Source organism: Pseudomonas mucoides, assembly GCF_015461845.1.
Classification (GTDB): Bacteria; Pseudomonadota; Gammaproteobacteria; order Pseudomonadales; family Pseudomonadaceae; genus Aquipseudomonas; species Aquipseudomonas mucoides.
The window spans coordinates 248,633-267,203 of sequence record NZ_JACOPW010000007.1; the positions used below are offsets into that span (position 1 = coordinate 248,633).

General features: G+C 61.0%; 13 protein-coding genes and 1 pseudogene. 4 read left to right on the top strand and 10 right to left on the bottom strand.

Features of this window, described 5'->3' with window-relative positions; all coding sequences use genetic code 11:
- Positions 1 to 19: 19 nt before the first annotated feature.
- Positions 20 to 691: a lipopolysaccharide core heptose(II)-phosphate phosphatase PmrG gene (pmrG, locus tag H8F22_RS25975; RefSeq protein ID WP_194940846.1), complete on the bottom strand. Its 672-nt coding sequence runs from the start codon at positions 689 to 691 to the stop codon at positions 20 to 22.
- A gap of 394 nt (positions 692 to 1,085) precedes the next feature.
- On the opposite strand from pmrG, the pseudogene H8F22_RS33150 reads away from it, so the two are divergent.
- Together H8F22_RS33150 and H8F22_RS33155 are read left to right on the top strand one after the other, a co-directional pair.
- Positions 1,086 to 2,012 (top strand): annotated as a pseudogene (locus tag H8F22_RS33150) (methyl-accepting chemotaxis protein); the annotation flags it as partial.
- A 144-nt stretch (positions 2,013 to 2,156) separates the two neighbouring features.
- Entirely contained in the window at positions 2,157 to 2,870 is a 714-nt protein-coding gene (locus H8F22_RS33155) for a methyl-accepting chemotaxis protein (RefSeq protein ID WP_405046815.1), read from the top strand.
- A gap of 134 nt (positions 2,871 to 3,004) precedes the next feature.
- On the opposite strand, the gene H8F22_RS25985 is transcribed toward H8F22_RS33155, so the two are convergent.
- The 6 genes from H8F22_RS25985 to H8F22_RS26010 all read right to left on the bottom strand — a co-directional run bounded on the left by H8F22_RS25985 (position 3,005) and on the right by H8F22_RS26010 (position 13,083).
- Positions 3,005 to 4,378, bottom strand: a complete 1,374-nt coding sequence (locus H8F22_RS25985; protein ID WP_194940847.1) for a DUF1329 domain-containing protein — start codon at positions 4,376 to 4,378, stop codon at positions 3,005 to 3,007.
- Between the two features lie 157 nt (positions 4,379 to 4,535).
- On the bottom strand, positions 4,536 to 6,491 hold the full coding sequence (locus H8F22_RS25990) for a DUF1302 domain-containing protein (RefSeq protein WP_194940848.1): 1,956 nt from the start codon (positions 6,489 to 6,491) through the stop codon (positions 4,536 to 4,538).
- A gap of 70 nt (positions 6,492 to 6,561) precedes the next feature.
- Entirely contained in the window at positions 6,562 to 7,851 is a 1,290-nt protein-coding gene (locus H8F22_RS25995) for a phospholipase (protein WP_194940849.1), read from the bottom strand.
- A gap of 239 nt (positions 7,852 to 8,090) precedes the next feature.
- On the bottom strand, positions 8,091 to 9,659 hold the full coding sequence (locus H8F22_RS26000; protein ID WP_027924409.1) for an FGGY-family carbohydrate kinase: 1,569 nt from the start codon (positions 9,657 to 9,659) through the stop codon (positions 8,091 to 8,093).
- A gap of 218 nt (positions 9,660 to 9,877) precedes the next feature.
- Positions 9,878 to 11,482: a glycerol-3-phosphate dehydrogenase/oxidase gene (locus tag H8F22_RS26005; protein ID WP_194940850.1), complete on the bottom strand. Its 1,605-nt coding sequence runs from the start codon at positions 11,480 to 11,482 to the stop codon at positions 9,878 to 9,880.
- A gap of 5 nt (positions 11,483 to 11,487) precedes the next feature.
- A complete protein-coding gene (locus H8F22_RS26010) occupies positions 11,488 to 13,083 on the bottom strand; it encodes an FAD-binding oxidoreductase (protein ID WP_027924407.1) in 1,596 nt (531 codons plus the stop codon).
- A gap of 210 nt (positions 13,084 to 13,293) precedes the next feature.
- Here H8F22_RS26010 and gliR point away from each other — a divergent pair, with 210 nt between their 5' ends.
- On the top strand, positions 13,294 to 14,310 hold the full coding sequence (gene gliR / locus H8F22_RS26015) for an AraC family transcriptional regulator GliR (RefSeq protein WP_027924406.1): 1,017 nt from the start codon (positions 13,294 to 13,296) through the stop codon (positions 14,308 to 14,310).
- A 389-nt stretch (positions 14,311 to 14,699) separates the two neighbouring features.
- On the top strand, positions 14,700 to 15,050 hold the full coding sequence (locus tag H8F22_RS26020) for a DUF6124 family protein (protein WP_194940851.1): 351 nt from the start codon (positions 14,700 to 14,702) through the stop codon (positions 15,048 to 15,050).
- Positions 15,051 to 15,152: 102 nt separating this feature from the next.
- On the opposite strand, the gene H8F22_RS26025 is transcribed toward H8F22_RS26020, so the two are convergent.
- The 3 genes from H8F22_RS26025 to H8F22_RS26035 all read right to left on the bottom strand — a co-directional run bounded on the left by H8F22_RS26025 (position 15,153) and on the right by H8F22_RS26035 (position 18,570).
- Positions 15,153 to 15,521, bottom strand: coding sequence for a glyoxalase superfamily protein (locus H8F22_RS26025; RefSeq protein WP_027924404.1), 369 nt, complete (start codon positions 15,519 to 15,521; stop codon positions 15,153 to 15,155).
- 67 nt (positions 15,522 to 15,588) lie between these two features.
- Positions 15,589 to 17,001 (bottom strand): hypothetical protein, encoded by a 1,413-nt coding sequence (locus H8F22_RS26030; RefSeq protein ID WP_050590208.1) that lies wholly within the window; start codon positions 16,999 to 17,001, stop codon positions 15,589 to 15,591.
- Positions 17,002 to 17,112: 111 nt separating this feature from the next.
- Positions 17,113 to 18,570 carry a D-aminoacylase gene (locus H8F22_RS26035; protein WP_194940852.1) on the bottom strand — a complete coding sequence of 486 codons (1,458 nt, stop codon included), beginning with the start codon at positions 18,568 to 18,570 and terminating at the stop codon, positions 17,113 to 17,115.
- Position 18,571: the final 1 nt, after the last annotated feature.

Consider the following 18,571-nt stretch of genomic DNA (forward strand, 5'->3'; position numbering starts at 1 on the left):
TCCTGATCCAGAGAAAAAGTCATTCGGTGGTTACCGTGTGCCAATCGGAGGCTTCAATGAAACCCAACATGTGTGTCGTTTGCGGTGTTGAAGCGGAGATAAACAATGAGGCGCCGTAACCCAGGGTCGACGTCGGCAACTTGAGGTCTTTTTCAAGTTGCGCCATGCATTCACTGTGGGTCACCAGCACCAAATTGCGGCCCGCCACTTTGTGCGCCAGGGCATCACGCAACATAGTGCCCTTGCAACTGATTAGCCAGTCTTCACCGACGCCTGTCTTGCTGAACATGAAATTGGCGGTCTGCGCAGTGCGCAGGATCGGACTGTTGTAAACGTCCGCCTTGCTCATTCCGAGGCGCTGGAACTGCTCGCCGACACTGACCGCAACGCTACGGGAACGCTCGGTGATGCCATCATCGCCTGCCAGGCAAGGGGCCGGGGAGTGATCACAGCGTTCGACATGGCGCACCAGCACGATCATGTCACCCTTGGCCCAACCGTCCATCAGTGCCTTGGCACCCGCAACATTGTCATGGGCCAGGTCCGGCACGGCGGCAGGCTGCAACAGCCAGATCGTCAACGGAATCACCAACAGCGCCGACGCCAGCACCACCGCCGCATTGCGATAGCGGGCATAGCGGCTCAAATCGATCGAGCGTTTTATCCCGAGTAGATTCAGTCTCAATTCCACACCAAGCCGCCTCGCCGGCACGTACCGCGCTCATTAAATCCGCTGAGACTAGAGAGGCAAGCGTCGGCAGCGGGTGAAACGTATGTGAAAAAAAGCTTAAAAGCTGCGCAAAGTCTTGTTACAGGTTGCGCCCTGAAAAATCCTTTCAGCTCTCGTGGATGCGGCCGATACAGACCTGCTACCTACCTTGCTGGCTCCCAAAAACAACAATCTTCCAGCCAACCGACGATCAAGACGCACAACGTTCCTGGAGGAATTGATGAATAGCTGGTTCGGCAATATCAGCGTGAACATGAAACTGGGCCTGGGATTCGGCCTGGTCCTGGCATTGACCTGCGTCCTGGCCCTGACCGGCTGGACAAGCCTGGGCAGCCTGATTGACCGCAGCAACTGGATGAGCGACATCACCCAGCTCAATGCCGGCCTGACCAAGCTGCGCGTCGTTCGCCTGCAATACATGCTGACCAACGGCGACGAAACCGCCGCGCAGAACGTCCAGACCACCCTCGACGCCTTCTCGGCTCAGCAACAAGCGTTGCTGTCGAAATTCAAGAGCCCGGAAAACCTCAAGTTGCTCAAAGAGCAAGGCACCGTCATTGCGGCGTACCAGACCTCGCTGAACAAAATGCGCAGCGCCTACCGCACTGGCAACAGTGCCCGCGACACCATGGGCGCCAATGCTGAAACCGCCAGCACACTGATCGAAGCCATCAGCAGTCGCGTGCAGCAAATGCCGCTGAGCGATCAACGCTTCGAGCAATTCCAGGCCATCACCGCCGCCAAGGAAGCGTTCATCCTGGCCCGCTACGAAGTGCGCGGTTACACCGCCACCACCAATGCCGAGACCGAGCAAAAAGCCGTCGGCCAACTGGACGCCGCGATCGCCAGCCTCAAACCACTGAATGCGCAGTTTGCCGAGACTCAGCAAGACGCCTTGCGTCAGCTGGAAACCGCGCTGGTTGCCTACCGCAGCGCCTTGCAGTCGTATAAAGCGGCCAACGCCGATGCGGTGCAGGCGCGCAAGGAAATGACCGACCAGGGGGCCGCCATCGTGACCCTGAGCGATCAGCTGTATCAGATCCAGCTCGACCGCCGCGACGCCGAAAGCACCCAGGCACGTACCCTGCAATTGATCAGCACCTTGCTCGCGTTGCTGGTCGGCGTGATTGCCGCCGTGATCATCACCCGTCAAATCACCGGCCCGATCCGCGACACCCTGGCCGTGGTTGAACGCATCGCCAGCGGCGACCTGTCTCAGGACGTCAAAGTCACGCGCCGTGATGAACTTGGCGTGTTGCAGCAAGGCATCGCGCGCATGGGCGTGACCCTGCGCGACCTGATCAGCGGCATCCGCGACGGCGTCACGCAAATTGCCAGCGCTGCCGAAGAACTGTCGGCCGTGACCGAACAAACCAGCGCCGGGGTGAACAGCCAGAAAATCGAGACCGATCAGGTCGCCACCGCCATGCACGAGATGACCGCCACGGTGCAGGAAGTCGCGCGCAATGCTGAAGAAGCGTCGCAAGCCGCCGCCGCGGCAGACGGTGAAGCCCGCGAAGGCGACAAAGTGGTCAACGAAGCCATCGCCCAGATCGAGCGTCTGGCCAGCGAAGTGGTGCGTTCCACCGAAGCCATGAGTGTGTTGCAACAGGAAAGCGACAAGATTGGCAGCGTGATGGACGTGATCAAGGCCGTCGCCGAACAGACCAACCTGCTGGCGCTCAACGCCGCGATTGAAGCCGCGCGCGCCGGTGAAGCCGGTCGTGGTTTTGCGGTAGTGGCCGATGAAGTGCGGGGCCTGGCCCAGCGCACGCAGAAGTCCACCGAAGAAATCGAAGGCCTGGTGGCCGCCCTGCAAAATGGCACGCAACAAGTGTCGGCGGTCATGAACAACAGCCGCGCCCTCACCGACAGCAGCGTCGCGCTGACCCGCAAGGCCGGTGTGTCGCTGGAAAACATCACCCGCACGGTGTCCAACATCCAGTCGATGAACCAACAAATCGCCGCCGCTGCCGAACAGCAAAGCGCCGTGGCCGAAGAGATCAGCCGCAGCATCATCAACGTGCGCGACGTGTCCGAACAGACCGCCGCCGCCAGCGATGAAACCGCTGCGTCGAGCGTTGAACTGGCGCGGTTGGGTGGTCAATTGCAGCAGATGGTCAGCCACTTCCGCGTTTAAGTCGCCGTCTTGAGCATTCCCACGCTCCGCGTGGGAATGCCGCAACGGACGCTCCGCGTCTGCTTCTAAATGTGACGCAGAGCGTCACGGGCTGCATGCCCACGCAGAGCGTGGGCATGATCAAATGTCGCCACTCACCGAGTCCCGCGCTGACGCAATGCCGATGGCATGAAATACGCGTCTTCCGGCACTGGTTGGGCGAAGTCCACGGTGGCCGGTTCTTCGTTGTCCAGGTTCTGCACGTAGTAACGGCGCGCCTGCAAGTCATGGAAAACGTCCAGCGCACTCCAGGTGGTGGGCAGGTCGTAGAAATTTTTCAGGTAGGCCATCGACACCCGCCACAACTCCCCTCGCCCGTCATATTGATCCACCAGTGCGGCGCCCCAACTGTCCTCGTCGAGAAACAGCACACGTTTGGAATAGATATGCCGCGAGCCCGGCTTGAGCGTGCCTTCGACCACCCAGACCCGATGCAGCTCATAACGGGTGAATTGCGGGTTGAGGTGGCCCGGTGTGAGCAACTGCGCGTACTTCACATCAGGGCTGCCGACTTTGTAGTTGTTGTACGGAATGTAGACCTCTTGCTTGCCCTTGAGCTTCCAGTCGTAGCGGTCCGGCGAGCCGTTGAACAGGTCAGTATCGTCCGCCGTGCGCAGGCCGTCGGATGAGGCGATCGGCGTGTCATACGCCAGGTTAGGCGCACGGCGCACACGACGTTGGCCGGCGTCGTAGACCCAGGCCTGACGCGGGTCCTTGAGTTGGTCCAGGGTCTCGTGGATCAACGCCGCACCACCGGCCAGCCGGGCCGGGCTCTTCACGAACGCCAGGTAGTAAAACAGGATGTTTTTCAAGTCGGCAAACTGTCCGCCCGGCCGGTAATAGTTGAAGAGCCCTTCCTGCTGCGAGGTCACCAGCGCGAAGCTGCCGTTGCGCTGCACCGGCGCTTCGGAAGCACGCCGCACCACATAGATACCGCGATAACGGGTGATGTGGTTCCACAGCACTTCGATCCCGTCCTTGGGCACCGGGAACGGCACACCGCCATAGGCATCGGCAAACCCGCTGCCGCCTTCGAGCAGCTTGGCCGAGGTCGCATTCTTGAAGGTGTTGTCATACAACCATTGTGGCGCCGAGCCCGACCGGCGCGAGGGATAAACCGGCATCTGGAAGGTGTCGGGGTAGCTGTTGAACAGGGCGACCTGACCCGGGCTGAGGTGGGTCTTGTACTGATCAAGGTTGGCTTTGGTGATGGTGAACAGCGGCTTGTCCGCCGCGTACGGGTCCGGGTGGTGTTGACCGGGTTTGTAGCCGGCCGGCGCCTGAGTGATACCGCCGGCCCACGCCGGAATGGTCCCGGCGGCGTTGCCGGCACGCTCGGCGCCCAGCGGGGTCAGGGTGGTTTTCAGTTGTTCGGCTTGCTGGGGCGAGATGGCGGCCAGCGTGCTGCCGGCGGCCAGGCTCAGGATTAGCGCCAGTGTGGTTTGGGTCAGTCGTGAAGTGTGAAACATCATCGTTCTCCGAAAAAATCCAGCAGGTCTGCAAAACACAGCAGATCCCTGTGGAGCGAGCTTGCTCGCGATAGCGGCCTGCCAGACGACATCTGTATTGGCTGTGCCGCCCTCATCGCGAGCAAGCTCGCTCCCACAGGGGTTTTGTGTATGGCGCTTACAAGAAGTACTTGAGGTTGAAGCCGACGTTGTCGCGGTCACGCAGGCCGTTGTCCTGCCCGCCGCCGTAGAACTCGGTGTATTGCAGCTCGGCCTCCAGCTTGTTCTGGTAGTTGGCCTTGATCCCCAGGGTGTAGGCCTTGCGGCCCTCGATGGTGTTGCCCGCCTGATAACTGTTGCCCTGGAAGTCGTCCTTGTAGACGACGTAAGGCGAGACGTTGACCCCGGCATACACGTCGTTCCAGGTGCCGTTGATCATCGCGGTGTAGCTGTAGGAGTCGCGGTTGACCTGGTCGGCACGATCACCGCCGGACACATAGGAAAAGTTGCCGGTGCCCGCGTAGTAACGCGTGCTGCCGTCATAAGCGGTGTAATGCAGGCTGCTGCCGCGCAGGTGCTCGGACGCCAGTTCGAACACCCCGAACATCGAGTCGAACGACAAGCTCGGGCCAAAGTTGTAAATGGTGCCCAGAGAGGTGTTGAACGCTTCCACTCGCTCGGCGTTATTGATCTGGCTGGCGAGCGTGACCTGCTGACCGCCAATGTTGATGGTCTGACCGGCTGCTGCGGCGGCAGCGCCGTTGGCCAGGTCGCCGATCAGGTCGTTGGTGGCCGCAACGCCGATGGGCAGGTTCGGCCGATAGGCCACTTCACCGAACACCGATGCCTGGCCCAGGGTGGTGTTGAAACTGAAGCCGTACATGCGGATGTCTTCGGCGTAACGGCGATGCGCCTGGATATTGCCCAGCACATCCACGGTCGCCAGACCGTTGGCCAGTTGCCCCGCCTGACTGCCGGCGACACCGGTCAACAGGTTGGTCAGGGCATTCATGTCGATGCCTTTGTACCCACCCAGATTGGCGGAAATGGTCGGTTCCTTGGCGTGGTAATTGACCATGTACACGCCGAACTCGGTGCTGTTGAGTTGTTCGGCGATGTAGCGAAACGCGAACCCGAACTGGCCGTCATTGCGCGCGTTGTAATCCTTGCCGACCGAGGCCACTTTGACGGTATTGCCGAAGGTCGGCGTGACCCCGTTGGCGTAGAGGCCGGTGGTGCTCAGGGTCTGATTGAGCAACGGGTTGTTGCCCAGCGCGCTGTACAAACCGATCACGTTGCCGAAACCGGGCACCGGAGTGTCCAGCGCGGTATCGGTAAAGTTGTTGTAGCCGGTGTTGCCGCCATCGGCGAACAGGTCCGTCTGCGAGTAGAACGTACCGACCGGGTCGATGCGGGTTTCCTTCCAGTTGGTCTGGTAAAAACTTTCCATGGTCAGGGTGTCGGTCAGGCCGATGTTGAAGCTCAGCGCTTCCACCGGCACCAGCACTTCCTTGACTTCAGCGCCGGGCAAACGGTACTTGGCGGCGTCCACCGGGTTGGTGGTGTTAATCCCGCCACGGTAGAAAATCCCCTCGCCCCAGTTGAACACCTGACGGCCGATACGGGCCGTGACCGGCATCTGCGCGACGTCCCAGTTTCCATAGAGGTAAGCGTCGAGCATCTCCACCCGGCTGCCGGCGATATCGCGGGTCTGGCCAGTGAAGTGGTCGTCCTGCGGGTAACTCTGACTCGGTTGTGAGGGGTTGTTGTTGCGGTAGTAATCGTTGCGCTTGTCCATCAGTTGGGTGTCATAGAACGCGGTGCCGCGCATGAACATCCCGTAGTTCTGATAGTTGGCCTCAAGCTCCGAGGTGATCTTGTACACCTCGGAAACCAGCCCGGTGTCGAAGTTGCGATTGCCGTCGTTGGTGTTGACGTCGTCGTTGTTCTTGTCCCGGCCCTGGACCCGCCACAAGCGGCCATAGGACAACGTGCTGTCGAACGAGCCGGTGACCTGATTGTCCAGCACACTGAATTCCTCGGCCTGCACGCCGTCGACTGCGCACAGTTGCAGCAGCCCTGCCAGGCCGACGCCGGGGAGCGCCGCGCCAGACAGGCGAAATCGGGTTCTCATGATCTGTTCCTCTTCCCTGGTTTTATTGTTTTTATGCTGCCTGTGTGAGTAGGCGACGTTGCCGCGATGGCTATGGCGCCAATCCCGCATCGACATATATCCGGCTGTGCGCACCGAAATGCCCCAGCAGTTTGAACAGCTGTTGGTTCAGAGCCGGATGGTCGAAGTCTTCGCGCTGCACCTGGTTACCGGCGCTGAAATCGCGGGTGATCGGGGCGGTCTCCAGCCACTGCCCGATGGCTTCATCAAACGCTGCGGATTCGTCGGCGGACTCGGCGCTCACCACTTCGCGCAGGTAGTCGACCGAGTACGGTGGGTAACCGGCGTCCTGTGCAGAGTCCGTGTAAGCGTCGAGCATCGGATGTGCCTGGCCGGCGCGCAGCAGGCGCCGAAGCCAGGTCGACTGATACTTTTCCACTTCCGTGTGCCGGGTGGCGACCCGTTCAATGGCGGCATGCTTGTCGGCATCGAAGCCGGCCAGCGCCTTGCTTTCCAGCAACAGCAGACTCGCGAGCTCGACGCCGGGCAGTGCTTTGGCGTGATAAGGCTGGGTCAGGTCCTGAACGTGGTGCAGGCCCCAGCCGAGAAAACGATAACCCCAGTAAGGATGGCCGCTGGCAAACGCCAGTCGCGCCAACCCCATGTATTGGTAGGCGCGCCAGTCCGGCCAGCTGCGCTGAAGAAATCCGGCCGCGGCATACACCACCGCACTTTCATGGAAGAACCCCATATGAAACGGCGCCTGGGAACTGTACGGAAACCGCGCATCGCCGAAAGGCTGCGGGCCGAAGCCGTACAAGGCGCCCACCTCGCCTGGGTTGTCGTTGAACAGGTTGATGTCGTGGCCGTAATCAGGCTCCTCGGCGGCGCTGGCCAACACGGCCAGGGGCGCAACTTTTTCTCCGTCCGCCACGCGGATGAAACGCTGGCGATTCCACGGCGACAGGGTCTGTTCAACCATGACCTGCTCGGCCTTCAGGTGTTCTCGCTCGGGCAGGTCCTTGCCGGGCATCGGCTGGATAACCATCGCCAGATGAATCCGCGGATTGATCCGCAGCGCGGTGAGGAAGTCATGGCGCAGATTGTCCCCAGGCATGGCGGGTAATTTCAGGTTGTCGGGGCGCGGCGGGTAGTGGGCGAAGTGCTCACGGGCGAAGCGTTCCTGTTCGTCCAGCAGCGCAGAAACGGCCGGGTATTGATGCGCGAGAAACTGCTCCAACGGCTCAACCTCGACCTGCGGGGCATCGCGCAAGGCCGGCAGATCCTGCAACGCCAGGTAGCTGCCGACCGTATGGTTGGACCAGCCCCACGCCATCGGTGCCGTTCCACAAAGCAGCAACAGGAGGAATGTCAGCTTCATTGCTTTTGGTTCTTATTGGATGAGCAGTGGGGTTGAGCCTAACAACCGACCCTGCCCCTGACACTGTCCAATCTCACCAGAAAAGTTCTCCGATAGCGCCACGCCCCGGTGCAGAAAACACCGAAGATCATTGTGGGAGCGAGCTTGCTCGCGATGCGGGTGTGACAGTCAACATCGATGGTGACTGACGCGCCGCTATCGCGAGCAAACTCGCTCCCACAGGGATTTGAGGTGGTCGGCTAAGCGGGGTAACCCGTGATTTTGCGGATGCTCTGGTACAACGGCTTGAGCTGGCGGTACATGCGCAGGTAAACCTCTTTGTACAGTCGCTCATAAATCTGCTGCGCCTCGGGTTGCGGCATGAACACTGCCCCCACCCGAGTCATGGCCGCGATCGCCGTGGGAAAATCCGCGTGCAGACCCAACCCCACCGCGCAGCAAATTGCCGCGCCCAGACCGGACGCCTCATAGACATGCGGACGCTCGGCCGGCAGGCCAAAAATGTTCGCCGTGAGCTGCATCGCCGCATCACTCTGGGAACCACCACCGGCAACGCGCAAACGCTTGACCGAGATGTTCGAACGTTTCTCGATCTTCTCCATGCCCTGGCGCAAGGCATACGCCAGCCCCTCGAGGATCGCCCGGTAAATGTGCGCGCGGGTATGCACGTCGCCGAAGCCGATCATCGCGCCCTTGGCCTCCACTCCCGGCTCACGGATACCCGGCGACCAGTAGGGCTGCAGCATCAACCCCATCGACCCCGGCGGCACAGCGTCGACCAGCGCATCGAAGAGTTGCTCGGGTTCGATGCCCTGCGCTTTGGCCTGCTGCATTTCCCGCAGGCCGAACTCGTTCTTGAACCAGCTGACCATCCAGTAGCCGCGATAAATCATCACCTCGCAGTTGTATTGATCCGGCAATGCGGACGGGTAAGGCGGAATCAACGGGACGATTTCCAGGTAGCGCGACCGGGTGCTGGTGATCGTCGCCGTGGTGCCATAGGACAGGCACACCGTGTCTGCATCGACGACGCCAGAACCGACGACTTCGCAGGCCTTGTCGGCACCCGCCGCGATCAGCGCAATCCCCTCGGGAATGCCCGTGTGACGGCTGGCTTCAGCGGTGATGAAACCCAGGGTTTCACCGGGTTTGTGCAGGCTCGGCAACTGCTCGGGCCGCACCGCCAGCGCCTGCCATTTCCAGTCGCTGGGCGCGGCCCATTTCAGACGTTTGAAATCGAACGGCAAGTAGCCAACGCAACAGCCCACGGAATCGACAAAACGCCCGCACAGGCGATGAGTCAGAAACCCCGAGAGCAGCAAAAACTTGTCGGTCGCCGCCCAGACTTCAGGCTGGTGGCGGGCGATCCAGTTGGCCTCGGCCTGGGCGCGAAAATAATCCACGGTGGCTTGCGCGCCGACCAGTTTGAACAGCCAGCCCCACGGCCCCTTGATCCCGCCTTCGACTTCGCTCTGGCGTTGATCGAGCCAGAGGATCGCCGGGCGCAACGGCTTGCCTTGGGCGTCGACGTTGATCACCGTACCGCGCTGGGTGGTCAGGGACACGCCGGCAATCTGTGAGCGATCGATACCGGTTTGCTGCCACACCTGCTGACAGGCCTCGCCCAGTTTCGCCCAGTAATACTCCGGGTCCTGCTCGGCCCAACCGGGTTGAGACGAATAATAGGCCTGCAACTCGACCTTGCCTTTGCCCAGCAAATTACCCTGCAGGTCGAAGAGCAACGCGCGCACGCTCTGGGTGCCATTGTCGATGGCCAACAGGTAACGCTTGTTCGGGTGGTTATCCATGGAGCTCTCTTCAATGGGCATGGGTCGCGCACATTCCTGAATTCTTATTTTCCGTAGCCCGTAGCCCTGTAGCAGCTGTCGAGCGCAGCGAGGCTGCGTTCGAGAACAACGTTCTCGCAATCCCTGCCCCCGAAGTTTTTCTGAAACACCAGGGTGGTGGTTTTGCGACGGCTTTGCCGCCGAACGCAGCCTCGTTGCGCTCGCCAGCTGCTACAGGGTTACGGGTGCTCAACGCGACTGCCGGGTAAACCGTGGTGGCGTTGCCATAACGCCTGATAGCGCTGCAACTCCTGCTGCCAACGCTCATCATCCCAACCGAGTCGTGGCTGGCAGAGTTGGCGGATGGCCGCAAAGTATTCCTCGCCACCGCGCGGCAGCAACAGGCCCAGACGGGTTCGACGCAGCAGCAAGTCATCCAGGTGCAGCACCATTTCCGTCTCACAGGCAAACGCCAGTTCCGCCCACAAGGTGTCCGTGGCGCCCACGCTGTCATGACCCAATTCCGCGATCAGTGTCGCCAGCCTCGGCAGGTCACGGCCATGTCGCCCGGCCAGGCGCCGCCACTGGTTGCCACAGAGCCCTGGAATCGCCAGCGGCGGCACCACGGCAAACACCGGCGCGGCGTCATCATTGAAGGGACGGTCGAGCATGCTCGCGCAGGCCTTGAGCACTTCGATGGCCTGCGGGCGAAAGGTGGTCAGCTTGCCGCCGGCCAGGGTCACGCAACCCGGCTCCTGCCACAGTACATGCTCGCGGGTTTCATTCGAGGGTTTGCCTTGAGGTTCACCTGCAGGGCTGCCCACCACCGGGCGCACCCCGGACCAGGTCGACAGCACATCCGCGGCGACTACTTCGGCTTGGGGAAATTGTTGAGTGCAGGCCGCCAGCAGATAGTCGAGTTCTTCGGCACTGATACTCGCACTCTGGTCCAGATCGCCCTGATGATCGAGGTCCGTGGTGCCGACGACCGTCGCGCCCTCCCACGGGAAAACGAACACCGGGCGACGGTCGCGCTCGTGCAGAAAAGTGAAGGCTTGCGCCACCGGCAGGCGCCAGCCCGGCAGCAATAAATGGCTGCCACGCAACGGGCGCAACTGACGCGGGGCATCAGGCAGGCGCAAGCGCTCGGCCCAGGCACCGGTGGCCACGGCCAGCACAGCACAATGCAATTGCATCGACGCGCCACCTTCGCAGTCTTCCACCTGGACCCCGCAAACGCGTCCTTCCTTACGCAGCAATTGCTGCACGCGCACGCCGTTAAGCACCACGGCGCCATCGGCCCGGGCCTCCCCCAATACGCGCATCACCAAACGGGCGTCATCGGTCAGCGCATCGACAAAACAGGTGCCGCCCAGCAGGTCATGTTCCTTTACCCCCGGCGCCAGATAACGCAGTTGTTGCGCGTCATGGAAGCGATGGCTACGCCGTCCCGCCAGCGCGTCATAGATCAACAACAACCCTCCCAGCACTCGCGGTCCGGGAAAGCCGCCACGGTAATGCGGCATCATGAAACTCATCGGCTCCACCAGCCCCGGCGCTTCGTCGAGCAGGCGCTGGCGTTCGCGGACCGAATCGCGGGTCAGGCGCCACTGACCCTTGGCGATGTACCGCAAACCGCCATGGACCATTTTCGAGGATCGGCTGGAGGTGCCCCAGGCAAAATCGCGTTGCTCCAGCAGCAGGCACCGCCAGCCACGACGCGCGGCTTCGCGCAGGATACCGGCGCCGCTGATGCCGCCGCCGATGACGATCAGGTCCCAGGTTTCCTCCGCCAGCGTCGGCAGCATTTGCTGGCGCCACGCGGCGTTCCAGTTCGGGCTCATGGCCGTCACTCCGGCAACAACGTGCCGGGGTTCAGGCGCCCGGCCGGATCAAAATGCCGGCTCAGCGCCTGCAGGGTGTCCATCGCCAGCACGCCCTTCTCGCGCAGCAGGTACGGCGCGTGGTCCTTGCCCACGCCGTGCTGATGACTGATGGTGCCATGGTTGTCGACGATGGTCTGACTGGCCGCGTGCTTGAGCGCCTGCCAGCGGGCCAGGGTCGCGGGATAGTCCGCCGCCGGGCGAAACACATAGGTGGTGTAGATGCTCGAGCCTTCACCGTAGACGTGGGACAGGTGAGTGAACACGTGCACCCGTTCACCTTCAGCCGCCAAGGCGTCGCGCAGGCTGGCTTCAATCAGGGTCAGGAGGTTGTCGACGTTGCTCCAGTCGGTGGCCGTTTCGAGTGTGTCGACCACATAACCGGCGTTCCACAAGTTCTCGCGCAGGTAGGGAAAACGAAAACGGTTCTGCGCCCACTTCTTGCCGAGCAAGGTGCCGGTAAACACCCCGCCGAATGCCTTGAGGTGCTGGCGGGCCTGGCTCAGGGACAGCGCATTTTGCCGGCGATTACCGGTCACGCCGAACGTCAGCAGGCATTTGCCTTCACCGGCACCGCGCAGCGACAGGTATTTTTCCAGCCAGGCGATCTGCTGCGGATGACCGGCCAACGCCAGTTGGGTTTCGGTTTCCACCGCGTTGGACAAGCGCAGCATCGACAGCGGAACCCGCGCCTGGGCCAACTGGCGGATGGCTTGCAGCGCCTTGGTCCAGCTGGGCAGAAACACACCGTAGAAACGTTCATCGGCGGGCAATGCGCTGACCCGAACCTTGACCTCGGAAATAATCCCGAATCGGCCCTCGCAACCCAACACCACTTCGCGCAGATCGGGCCCGGCGGCCGAGGCCGGGAACGTGGGGATTTCCAACGGCCCGGCAAAGGTTTCCAGAGTCCCCCCGGCGAACAGTTGCTCGATACGCCCGTAGCGCAACGATTGTTGGCCACTGGAGCGACTGGCGACCCAACCACCGAGGGTCGACAGCTCCCACGACTGCGGAAAATGCCCCAGCGTATACCCCCGGGCGCGCAACTGACTTTCCACCTGCGGCCCACTGGCGCCAGGGCCGAAGGTGGCCAGCAAGCTCTGTTCGTCGAGGTCCAGCAGGCGATTCATCCGGGCCAGGGACACCGTGACCACGGGCCGTGCGGAATCCGGTGGATTGATATGCCCGGCCACCGAAGTGCCGCCGCCATAAGGAATCAGGCACACGTCCTGTTCATGAGCGAGCGCGAGCAATTGGCGGATCTGTTCGGCCGTCTCGGGAAAGGCCACGGCGTCGGGATAATTCCCCAGCGCGCCTTCACGCAACGCCAGCCAGTCCGGCAGGCTCTGCCCCCGGGCATGCAGCAAACGATCATGCGATTGCACGCTGTATAAGGCGTGTTCCTGCAACCGCGAGGCGGGCACACGGGCCAATGCCGCCTCCAGCGTGGCATCGGGCAGCGCTCGACCGTCTCCCAGCCGCTCGGCGAGAAAACTCGCGCCTTGTGCCGGCAGTTCGACCACCGTGGTTGCATCTCCCCAGCCGTTCCAGCGTCGCATGCGTGTGTCCTTTTGCGGTTCTTATTGGTGATATTTCAGGCCCCCATACTAGTCAGCTGCCCGAAAGTGTCACGGTCGCATCCGGCCAGTTCGAGTAGCCAATTGAGTCAAACGTCGCGCAAGTGTCAGCCATTTACTTTAGCCGTGGTTTCAAATTACCTTTCAGCGCATTCATCCGCGCACGCGGGCCTTGATCAAAGGAATACGATCATGCAATCCCTGGGCTTCACTTCCGTTCCGCCGCTGCTCAAATACCTGCGTCATGCCGAACAGCTGGGCATGGCCATCGAGCCTGCGTTGGCGGCGGCCGGGTTGCAGGCGCAGCAGTTGAGTGACAACAGCCTGCGGTTGCCGGGTGAGGCCCATGAACGCTTGCTCGATTATTTCTGCGAACACTCGGGCGATCCGCTGTTCGGTCTCAACGCCGCGCATTTTGTGTTGCCCAACTCCTGGAGCGTGCTGGGTTACATCACCATGAACTGCGCGACCCTGGGTGATGCCATGAGCCGCATCATGCCGTTCGAGAAACTGGTGGGCGACATGGGCGTCAGCCGCGCCGAAGTGCAGGACAGCAACGTGCACCTGATCTGGACCTGCCGCTATCAACGCCCGCGCATTCGCCGGCACCTGGTCGAAAACGTGCTCGGTTCCTGGTTGCAATACGCGCGCTGGATCGCGGATACACAGATGTCACCGGCCGCCGTCTGGCTGGAACATGCACTCCCGGCCGAGGCGACGCTGGCGCAATACGAGCAGTTCTTCGATTGCCCGGTGCTGTTCGACCAACCTTATTCGGCGCTGATAGTGCCGTTGCCGTATTTGCAGTTGCCGTTGCGCCAGGCCGATGCGCAATTGCTGCGCACCCTGGAAGAACATGCGCAGGGGTTGATGGCCACACTGGAGGACGCGTCGCTGGAGCAGCGGGTCAAAAGCATCCTGCGTCAGTTGCTCAAGGAAGGCCTGCCACGCAAGGAGCAAGTGGCCGAGCATCTCGCCGTGTCGGTGCGCACGCTACAACGCCAGTTGCATCAGGCCGGCACCTCGTACCAGCAAATCCTCGATGACCTGCGCCAGGAACTGGCCGAGCATTACCTGCTCAACAGCACGCTGCCGATTCAGGACATCGCTCAGTACCTGGGTTTCACCGAACCGCGCTCGTTTCACCGTACGTTCAAGAGCCGGCGCGGGATGCCGCCCGGCGAGTTTCGGCAGACTTACCGGGTGTGACTGCTCGCGAAAGCGTCAGTCGCAACAGCGCAGTAAACGTCTTTCATTGCACCTGTTTAAAGACACTCGGCGTTACGCGACAACACCCACAGATCCTTGCGCCGCTGCCTACGACTGCGCCAGAATCCGCCGGCTTGTGCGCTTGGGGGCTGCTCGGTAACGTGGATCGCGTCACTGATTCCCAGTGATCGGGTTTAGCAGCCCGGATAGTTGCCCGGCCGTACAAGTCTCATCCAGTCAGGCATTTGCCTGCGCTTGATGGTGGCTGTGCGCATGGCACCTTCGGGTGCGCCGGGTTTGGGTGACTACCGGTCTGCTAACTTGCGCACAGCTGCCACCCTTTCGTTTAGCAGCGAGATGGACGCAGCCTTATTAGAGGTTAGTCCCCCATGTTCAAAGTTACGCCAAACCCACCGGACACCGATCCGGCATCCCCCTACGAAACACCGGAATCAAAGAAACTCCACGAAGCCGCCGAGCGCGCACTCAATCACTATTTGGGCCCTCCGGCCTCCCACGTCATGACAAAGCCCTACCAACCCAATCGCCTCTACATGGCCAACCCGGCGTCCGGCACCGAACCCTTGCTGACCGATGCCTGTGAAACCCTGGGCTCAGCCACCGTCATGCTCAACGACTTCGCCGCGTTGCTCGAAGGCTCGCACCGCAAAACCGCGCAAGGTATCGCCCAAGTGGTGATGGTGGCGGAAATGGCGGTCAATCAAGTGCTGGATAAATGAGTGCCCACTGACTGATCACTGCTTCCACGAACGAAAAAAGCCCGCTGCCAAACCAAAAGGGTTCGGCAGCGGGCTTCTTTGTTCCGCTTACAACGTTTGCGCTCAGAGGCTGATCGCGTTGGTGAACACCAACCGGTTACCGAACGGGTCGGCAATGGTCATGTCCTGGCTGCCCCACGGCATGGCCTGAATCTGCGGGTGCGAAAACGTGTATTCCTTGGCAATCAACTGTTGCTGGAACACCTCAAGCTCATCCGTCTCGATCCGCAAGGCCGAACCCGGCGTCGCATCGCCGTGGTGTTCGGACAGGTGCAACACGCATTCGCCGCGAGACACCTGCAAGTACAACGGGAAGTTCGCTTCGAAACGATGCTGCCAGTCGATCTTGAAGCCGAGGAAGTCGACGTAGAACTCTATCGCTTTGCGTTCATCGAAAATCCGCAGGATCGGGGTGGTTTTGCCGAAGCTCATAGGAGTGTTCTCGCCAGTGGGAAGGGCCCGTGTTCAGCGGGCCATGTGTCTGGTTCAAATGATCGGATCAACGCAGCGTCTTGAGCGCGAGATCACTGTAGTAGAAGCTGTTCTTGCCAGTGCGCGCAAAGAAGAAGTAACCATAATCCGACAAGTAATAGTAGGTATTGAGCCGTTTGTACTCATCGTCTTTTTTACTGCAGGTCAACTCTTTGGCTGAACCGCTCAAGGTGACATTGAGTTCGCTGGCCGGCAGCTCGCGAATGACGGTGCAATCGTTACTGTCTTGACGCTCCTCGACTTTGCCGAACAGTGTGTTGGTGCTGCGGACCGTCGCGTTGTAGTTCAACCGCTCGTTGATCGGCATATGCTGCCAGTCGCCGGTGAAACTCAAGTTGATGACACTGGAACTGTCTTTCATCGAAGGGCCCTTCGAGACGCCGAATCGACTCAATTTCGCCAGATCGAACAGTCCGTGAAAGGACACTGCATCGCTCTCGTAATGGGTCCCTGACAAACGCAGGGTCATCTGCTGCGAAGCGCTATCGATACCGATAAAACGCTCTTCACGCATGTCCGTGGTCTTGGCCTTGTAAGTCGACTGCCCTGCCACTTCCACATAGCTGAGCGGTTTAACGGCAACCGGCATGTTCAGGTTTTTGATGGCCGATGCGACAGCAGGGGAAAGCGGCGCCAGGGTCACTGGCGCGGTTTTCTTCGCACGGGCAACGAACTTCGGAAGTTGCGCTGCCGACTCCGGTTTATCGCAGGCCAATTTGAACAGCTGGTTATAGTCGTCGTTGCTGCCGCTAATCGCCGTGGCCGTCAGTGCAACGGCATCCTGGCCATCTGTGACGGTGTTGTTGGCGTCCAGATCGTATCCCGCCACCACGCGATACGTCTGCTTGCCACAATCGACCGCATACCGCTCGCGTTTCTGGGCATAGGGCGCGTCGTAGGGCGCATCAAAACCAATCAAAGGATTATCGTAGGCCGCCCAGAATCTCAGTTCGGCACCGTCCTTCTTGAGGCTGTTGCGATCAATCAATACCCATTGATCCTCGCCGCTGCCTTTGACGACACGCCAATCCGAGGCTGGAGTACTGGCACACGCCTTGATGAAATCCGGGTTGCTTTTCAGCACCCCGAGCACGTTGGCCGGAACCGCTCTGCCCGTCGAATACTGGTGAGCATTTAGACCTGGATACATCCGGCCGCCACCGCCCAGATAGAGCAAGGTGGCCCGATCAGATGTACAGGAAGCTTCCATTTGAAATACCAGCCCTGCCGCCGCCTGGGCATTGCCGGAATGGCTGATCTGGAAACTCAGGACATCGCCTTCACGCATGATCGAATCACTGACCAGAGGCTTCGACAGAACGCCGTTGAACAACGTCTCGGCTTCCGCCGCCCGGCGTGCCTGTGGGCTGACACAACCCGCCAATAACGTAACGGCAACGAACAAACAAATGCGGTACATGAAACTCCCTGGGCGACGCACGCCAAAATCCACTGAATGTCAGCGCTTCGGCTTGGGAGTGGCTTTCTTTAATCGCAATGTGCCATCAGTACGACGGTCCGCAAAAAATGCTTACTGAAACCCGCCCCGCAAATCCCCTTCCCGCGCCAGAAACCGCCCTTCCCTTTTACCGTTCGCCTGCCCGTCGCTGTAACTCAACACGCCGTTGACCCACACGCCGTCAATCCCTTCTGCCGCTCGTTGCGGATCGTTGAAGTCCGCCACGTCGCGAATGGTCAGCGGATTGAACAACACCAGATCCGCCCAATGCCCTTCACGGATTTCTCCGCGCGCCTTCAAGCCAAACCGCGCCGCCGACAGCCCGGTCATTTTGTGTACCGCGGTGTGCAGCGGAAACAACCCGACATCGCGACTGAAATGTCCCAGAACCCGTGGGAATGCGCCCCACAAGCGTGGATGCGGGAACGGGTCTTCCGGCAATCCGTCAGAGCCGACCATCGATAGCGGATGCGCGAGGATTCTTCGTACGTCTGATTCATCCATTCCGTAGTACACCGCGCCCGCCGGTTGCAATTGGCGGGCGGCGTCGAGCAATGACAGGTGCCACTCGGCGGCGATGTCCATCAGGTCGCGACCGCCCATTTCAGGGTGCGGGGTGGACCAGGTGATGGTGATGCGATGGGCATCGGTGACTTGTTTGAGGTCCAGTGTCGAAGAACTCGCCGCATAGGGATAACAGTCGCAGCCCACCGGATGGGTTTTCGCCGCGTGTTCGAGGGAGGCCAGCAATTGCGGACTGCGCCCCCAGTTTCCGGCGCCCGCGCATTTGAGGTGGGAAATGATCACAGGGGATTTCGCATGTCGGCCGATCTGGAACGCCTCGTCCATGGCCTCTAGCACCGGTTCGAACTCACTGCGCAAATGGGTGGTGTACACCGCACCGAATGCCGTCAGCTCTTCGGTCAGTTGCATCACTTCTTCGGTGGAGGCCGAAAAGGCGCTGGCGTACGCCAGGCCTGTGGATAAGCCCAATGCTCCGGCCTCCAGGCTTTCGCGCAGTTGCTCGCGCATCGCACTGATTTCGTCTGGCGTGGCGGTACGAAACAGGTCGTCGAGGTGATTGTTGCGCAGCGCCGTGTGACCGACCAGTGCGGCGACGTTCAGCGTGGTGTTCGCCGCTTCGACCGCCGCGCGGTAGTCGCTGAAGGTCGGATAAACAAATGCTGCGGCCGTGCCGAGCAGGTTCATCGGGTCCGGCGGATTGCCCTTCAAACTCACCGGCGAAGCGCTGATTCCGCAGTTGCCGACGATCACCGTGGTCACGCCCTGGCTGAGTTTGGGCAGCATCTCTGGCTGGCGGATCACCACCGTGTCGTCATGGGTGTGGACGTCGATGAAACCCGGCGCCAGCACGCGACCGGCAGCGTCGATTTCTTCGCTGGCAGTGGCGTCGTGCAAGTCGCCGATGCGCTCGATGCGGCCGTTCAGGATTGCCACGTCGGCGGGATAACCGGGGGCATTGCTGCCGTCGATGATCAGGGCGTTGCGAATCAGCGTGTCGTACTGCATG

What these genes read in the sequence shown, in the direction of transcription:
- H8F22_RS33155 (WP_405046815.1), top strand. Translation starts at nt 2,157, where the DNA reads ATGCACGAGATGACCGCCACGGTGCAGGAAGTCGCGCGCAATGCTGAA.
- H8F22_RS25985 (WP_194940847.1), bottom strand. Translation starts at nt 4,378, where the DNA reads ATGTTTCACACTTCACGACTGACCCAAACCACACTGGCGCTAATCCTG.
- H8F22_RS25990 (WP_194940848.1), bottom strand. Translation starts at nt 6,491, where the DNA reads ATGAGAACCCGATTTCGCCTGTCTGGCGCGGCGCTCCCCGGCGTCGGC.
- H8F22_RS25995 (WP_194940849.1), bottom strand. Translation starts at nt 7,851, where the DNA reads ATGAAGCTGACATTCCTCCTGTTGCTGCTTTGTGGAACGGCACCGATG.
- H8F22_RS26000 (WP_027924409.1), bottom strand. Translation starts at nt 9,659, where the DNA reads ATGGATAACCACCCGAACAAGCGTTACCTGTTGGCCATCGACAATGGC.
- H8F22_RS26005 (WP_194940850.1), bottom strand. Translation starts at nt 11,482, where the DNA reads ATGAGCCCGAACTGGAACGCCGCGTGGCGCCAGCAAATGCTGCCGACG.
- H8F22_RS26010 (WP_027924407.1), bottom strand. Translation starts at nt 13,083, where the DNA reads ATGCGACGCTGGAACGGCTGGGGAGATGCAACCACGGTGGTCGAACTG.
- gliR (WP_027924406.1), top strand. Translation starts at nt 13,294, where the DNA reads ATGCAATCCCTGGGCTTCACTTCCGTTCCGCCGCTGCTCAAATACCTG.
- H8F22_RS26020 (WP_194940851.1), top strand. Translation starts at nt 14,700, where the DNA reads ATGTTCAAAGTTACGCCAAACCCACCGGACACCGATCCGGCATCCCCC.
- H8F22_RS26025 (WP_027924404.1), bottom strand. Translation starts at nt 15,521, where the DNA reads ATGAGCTTCGGCAAAACCACCCCGATCCTGCGGATTTTCGATGAACGC.
- H8F22_RS26030 (WP_050590208.1), bottom strand. Translation starts at nt 17,001, where the DNA reads ATGTACCGCATTTGTTTGTTCGTTGCCGTTACGTTATTGGCGGGTTGT.
- H8F22_RS26035 (WP_194940852.1), bottom strand. Translation starts at nt 18,570, where the DNA reads ATGCAGTACGACACGCTGATTCGCAACGCCCTGATCATCGACGGCAGC.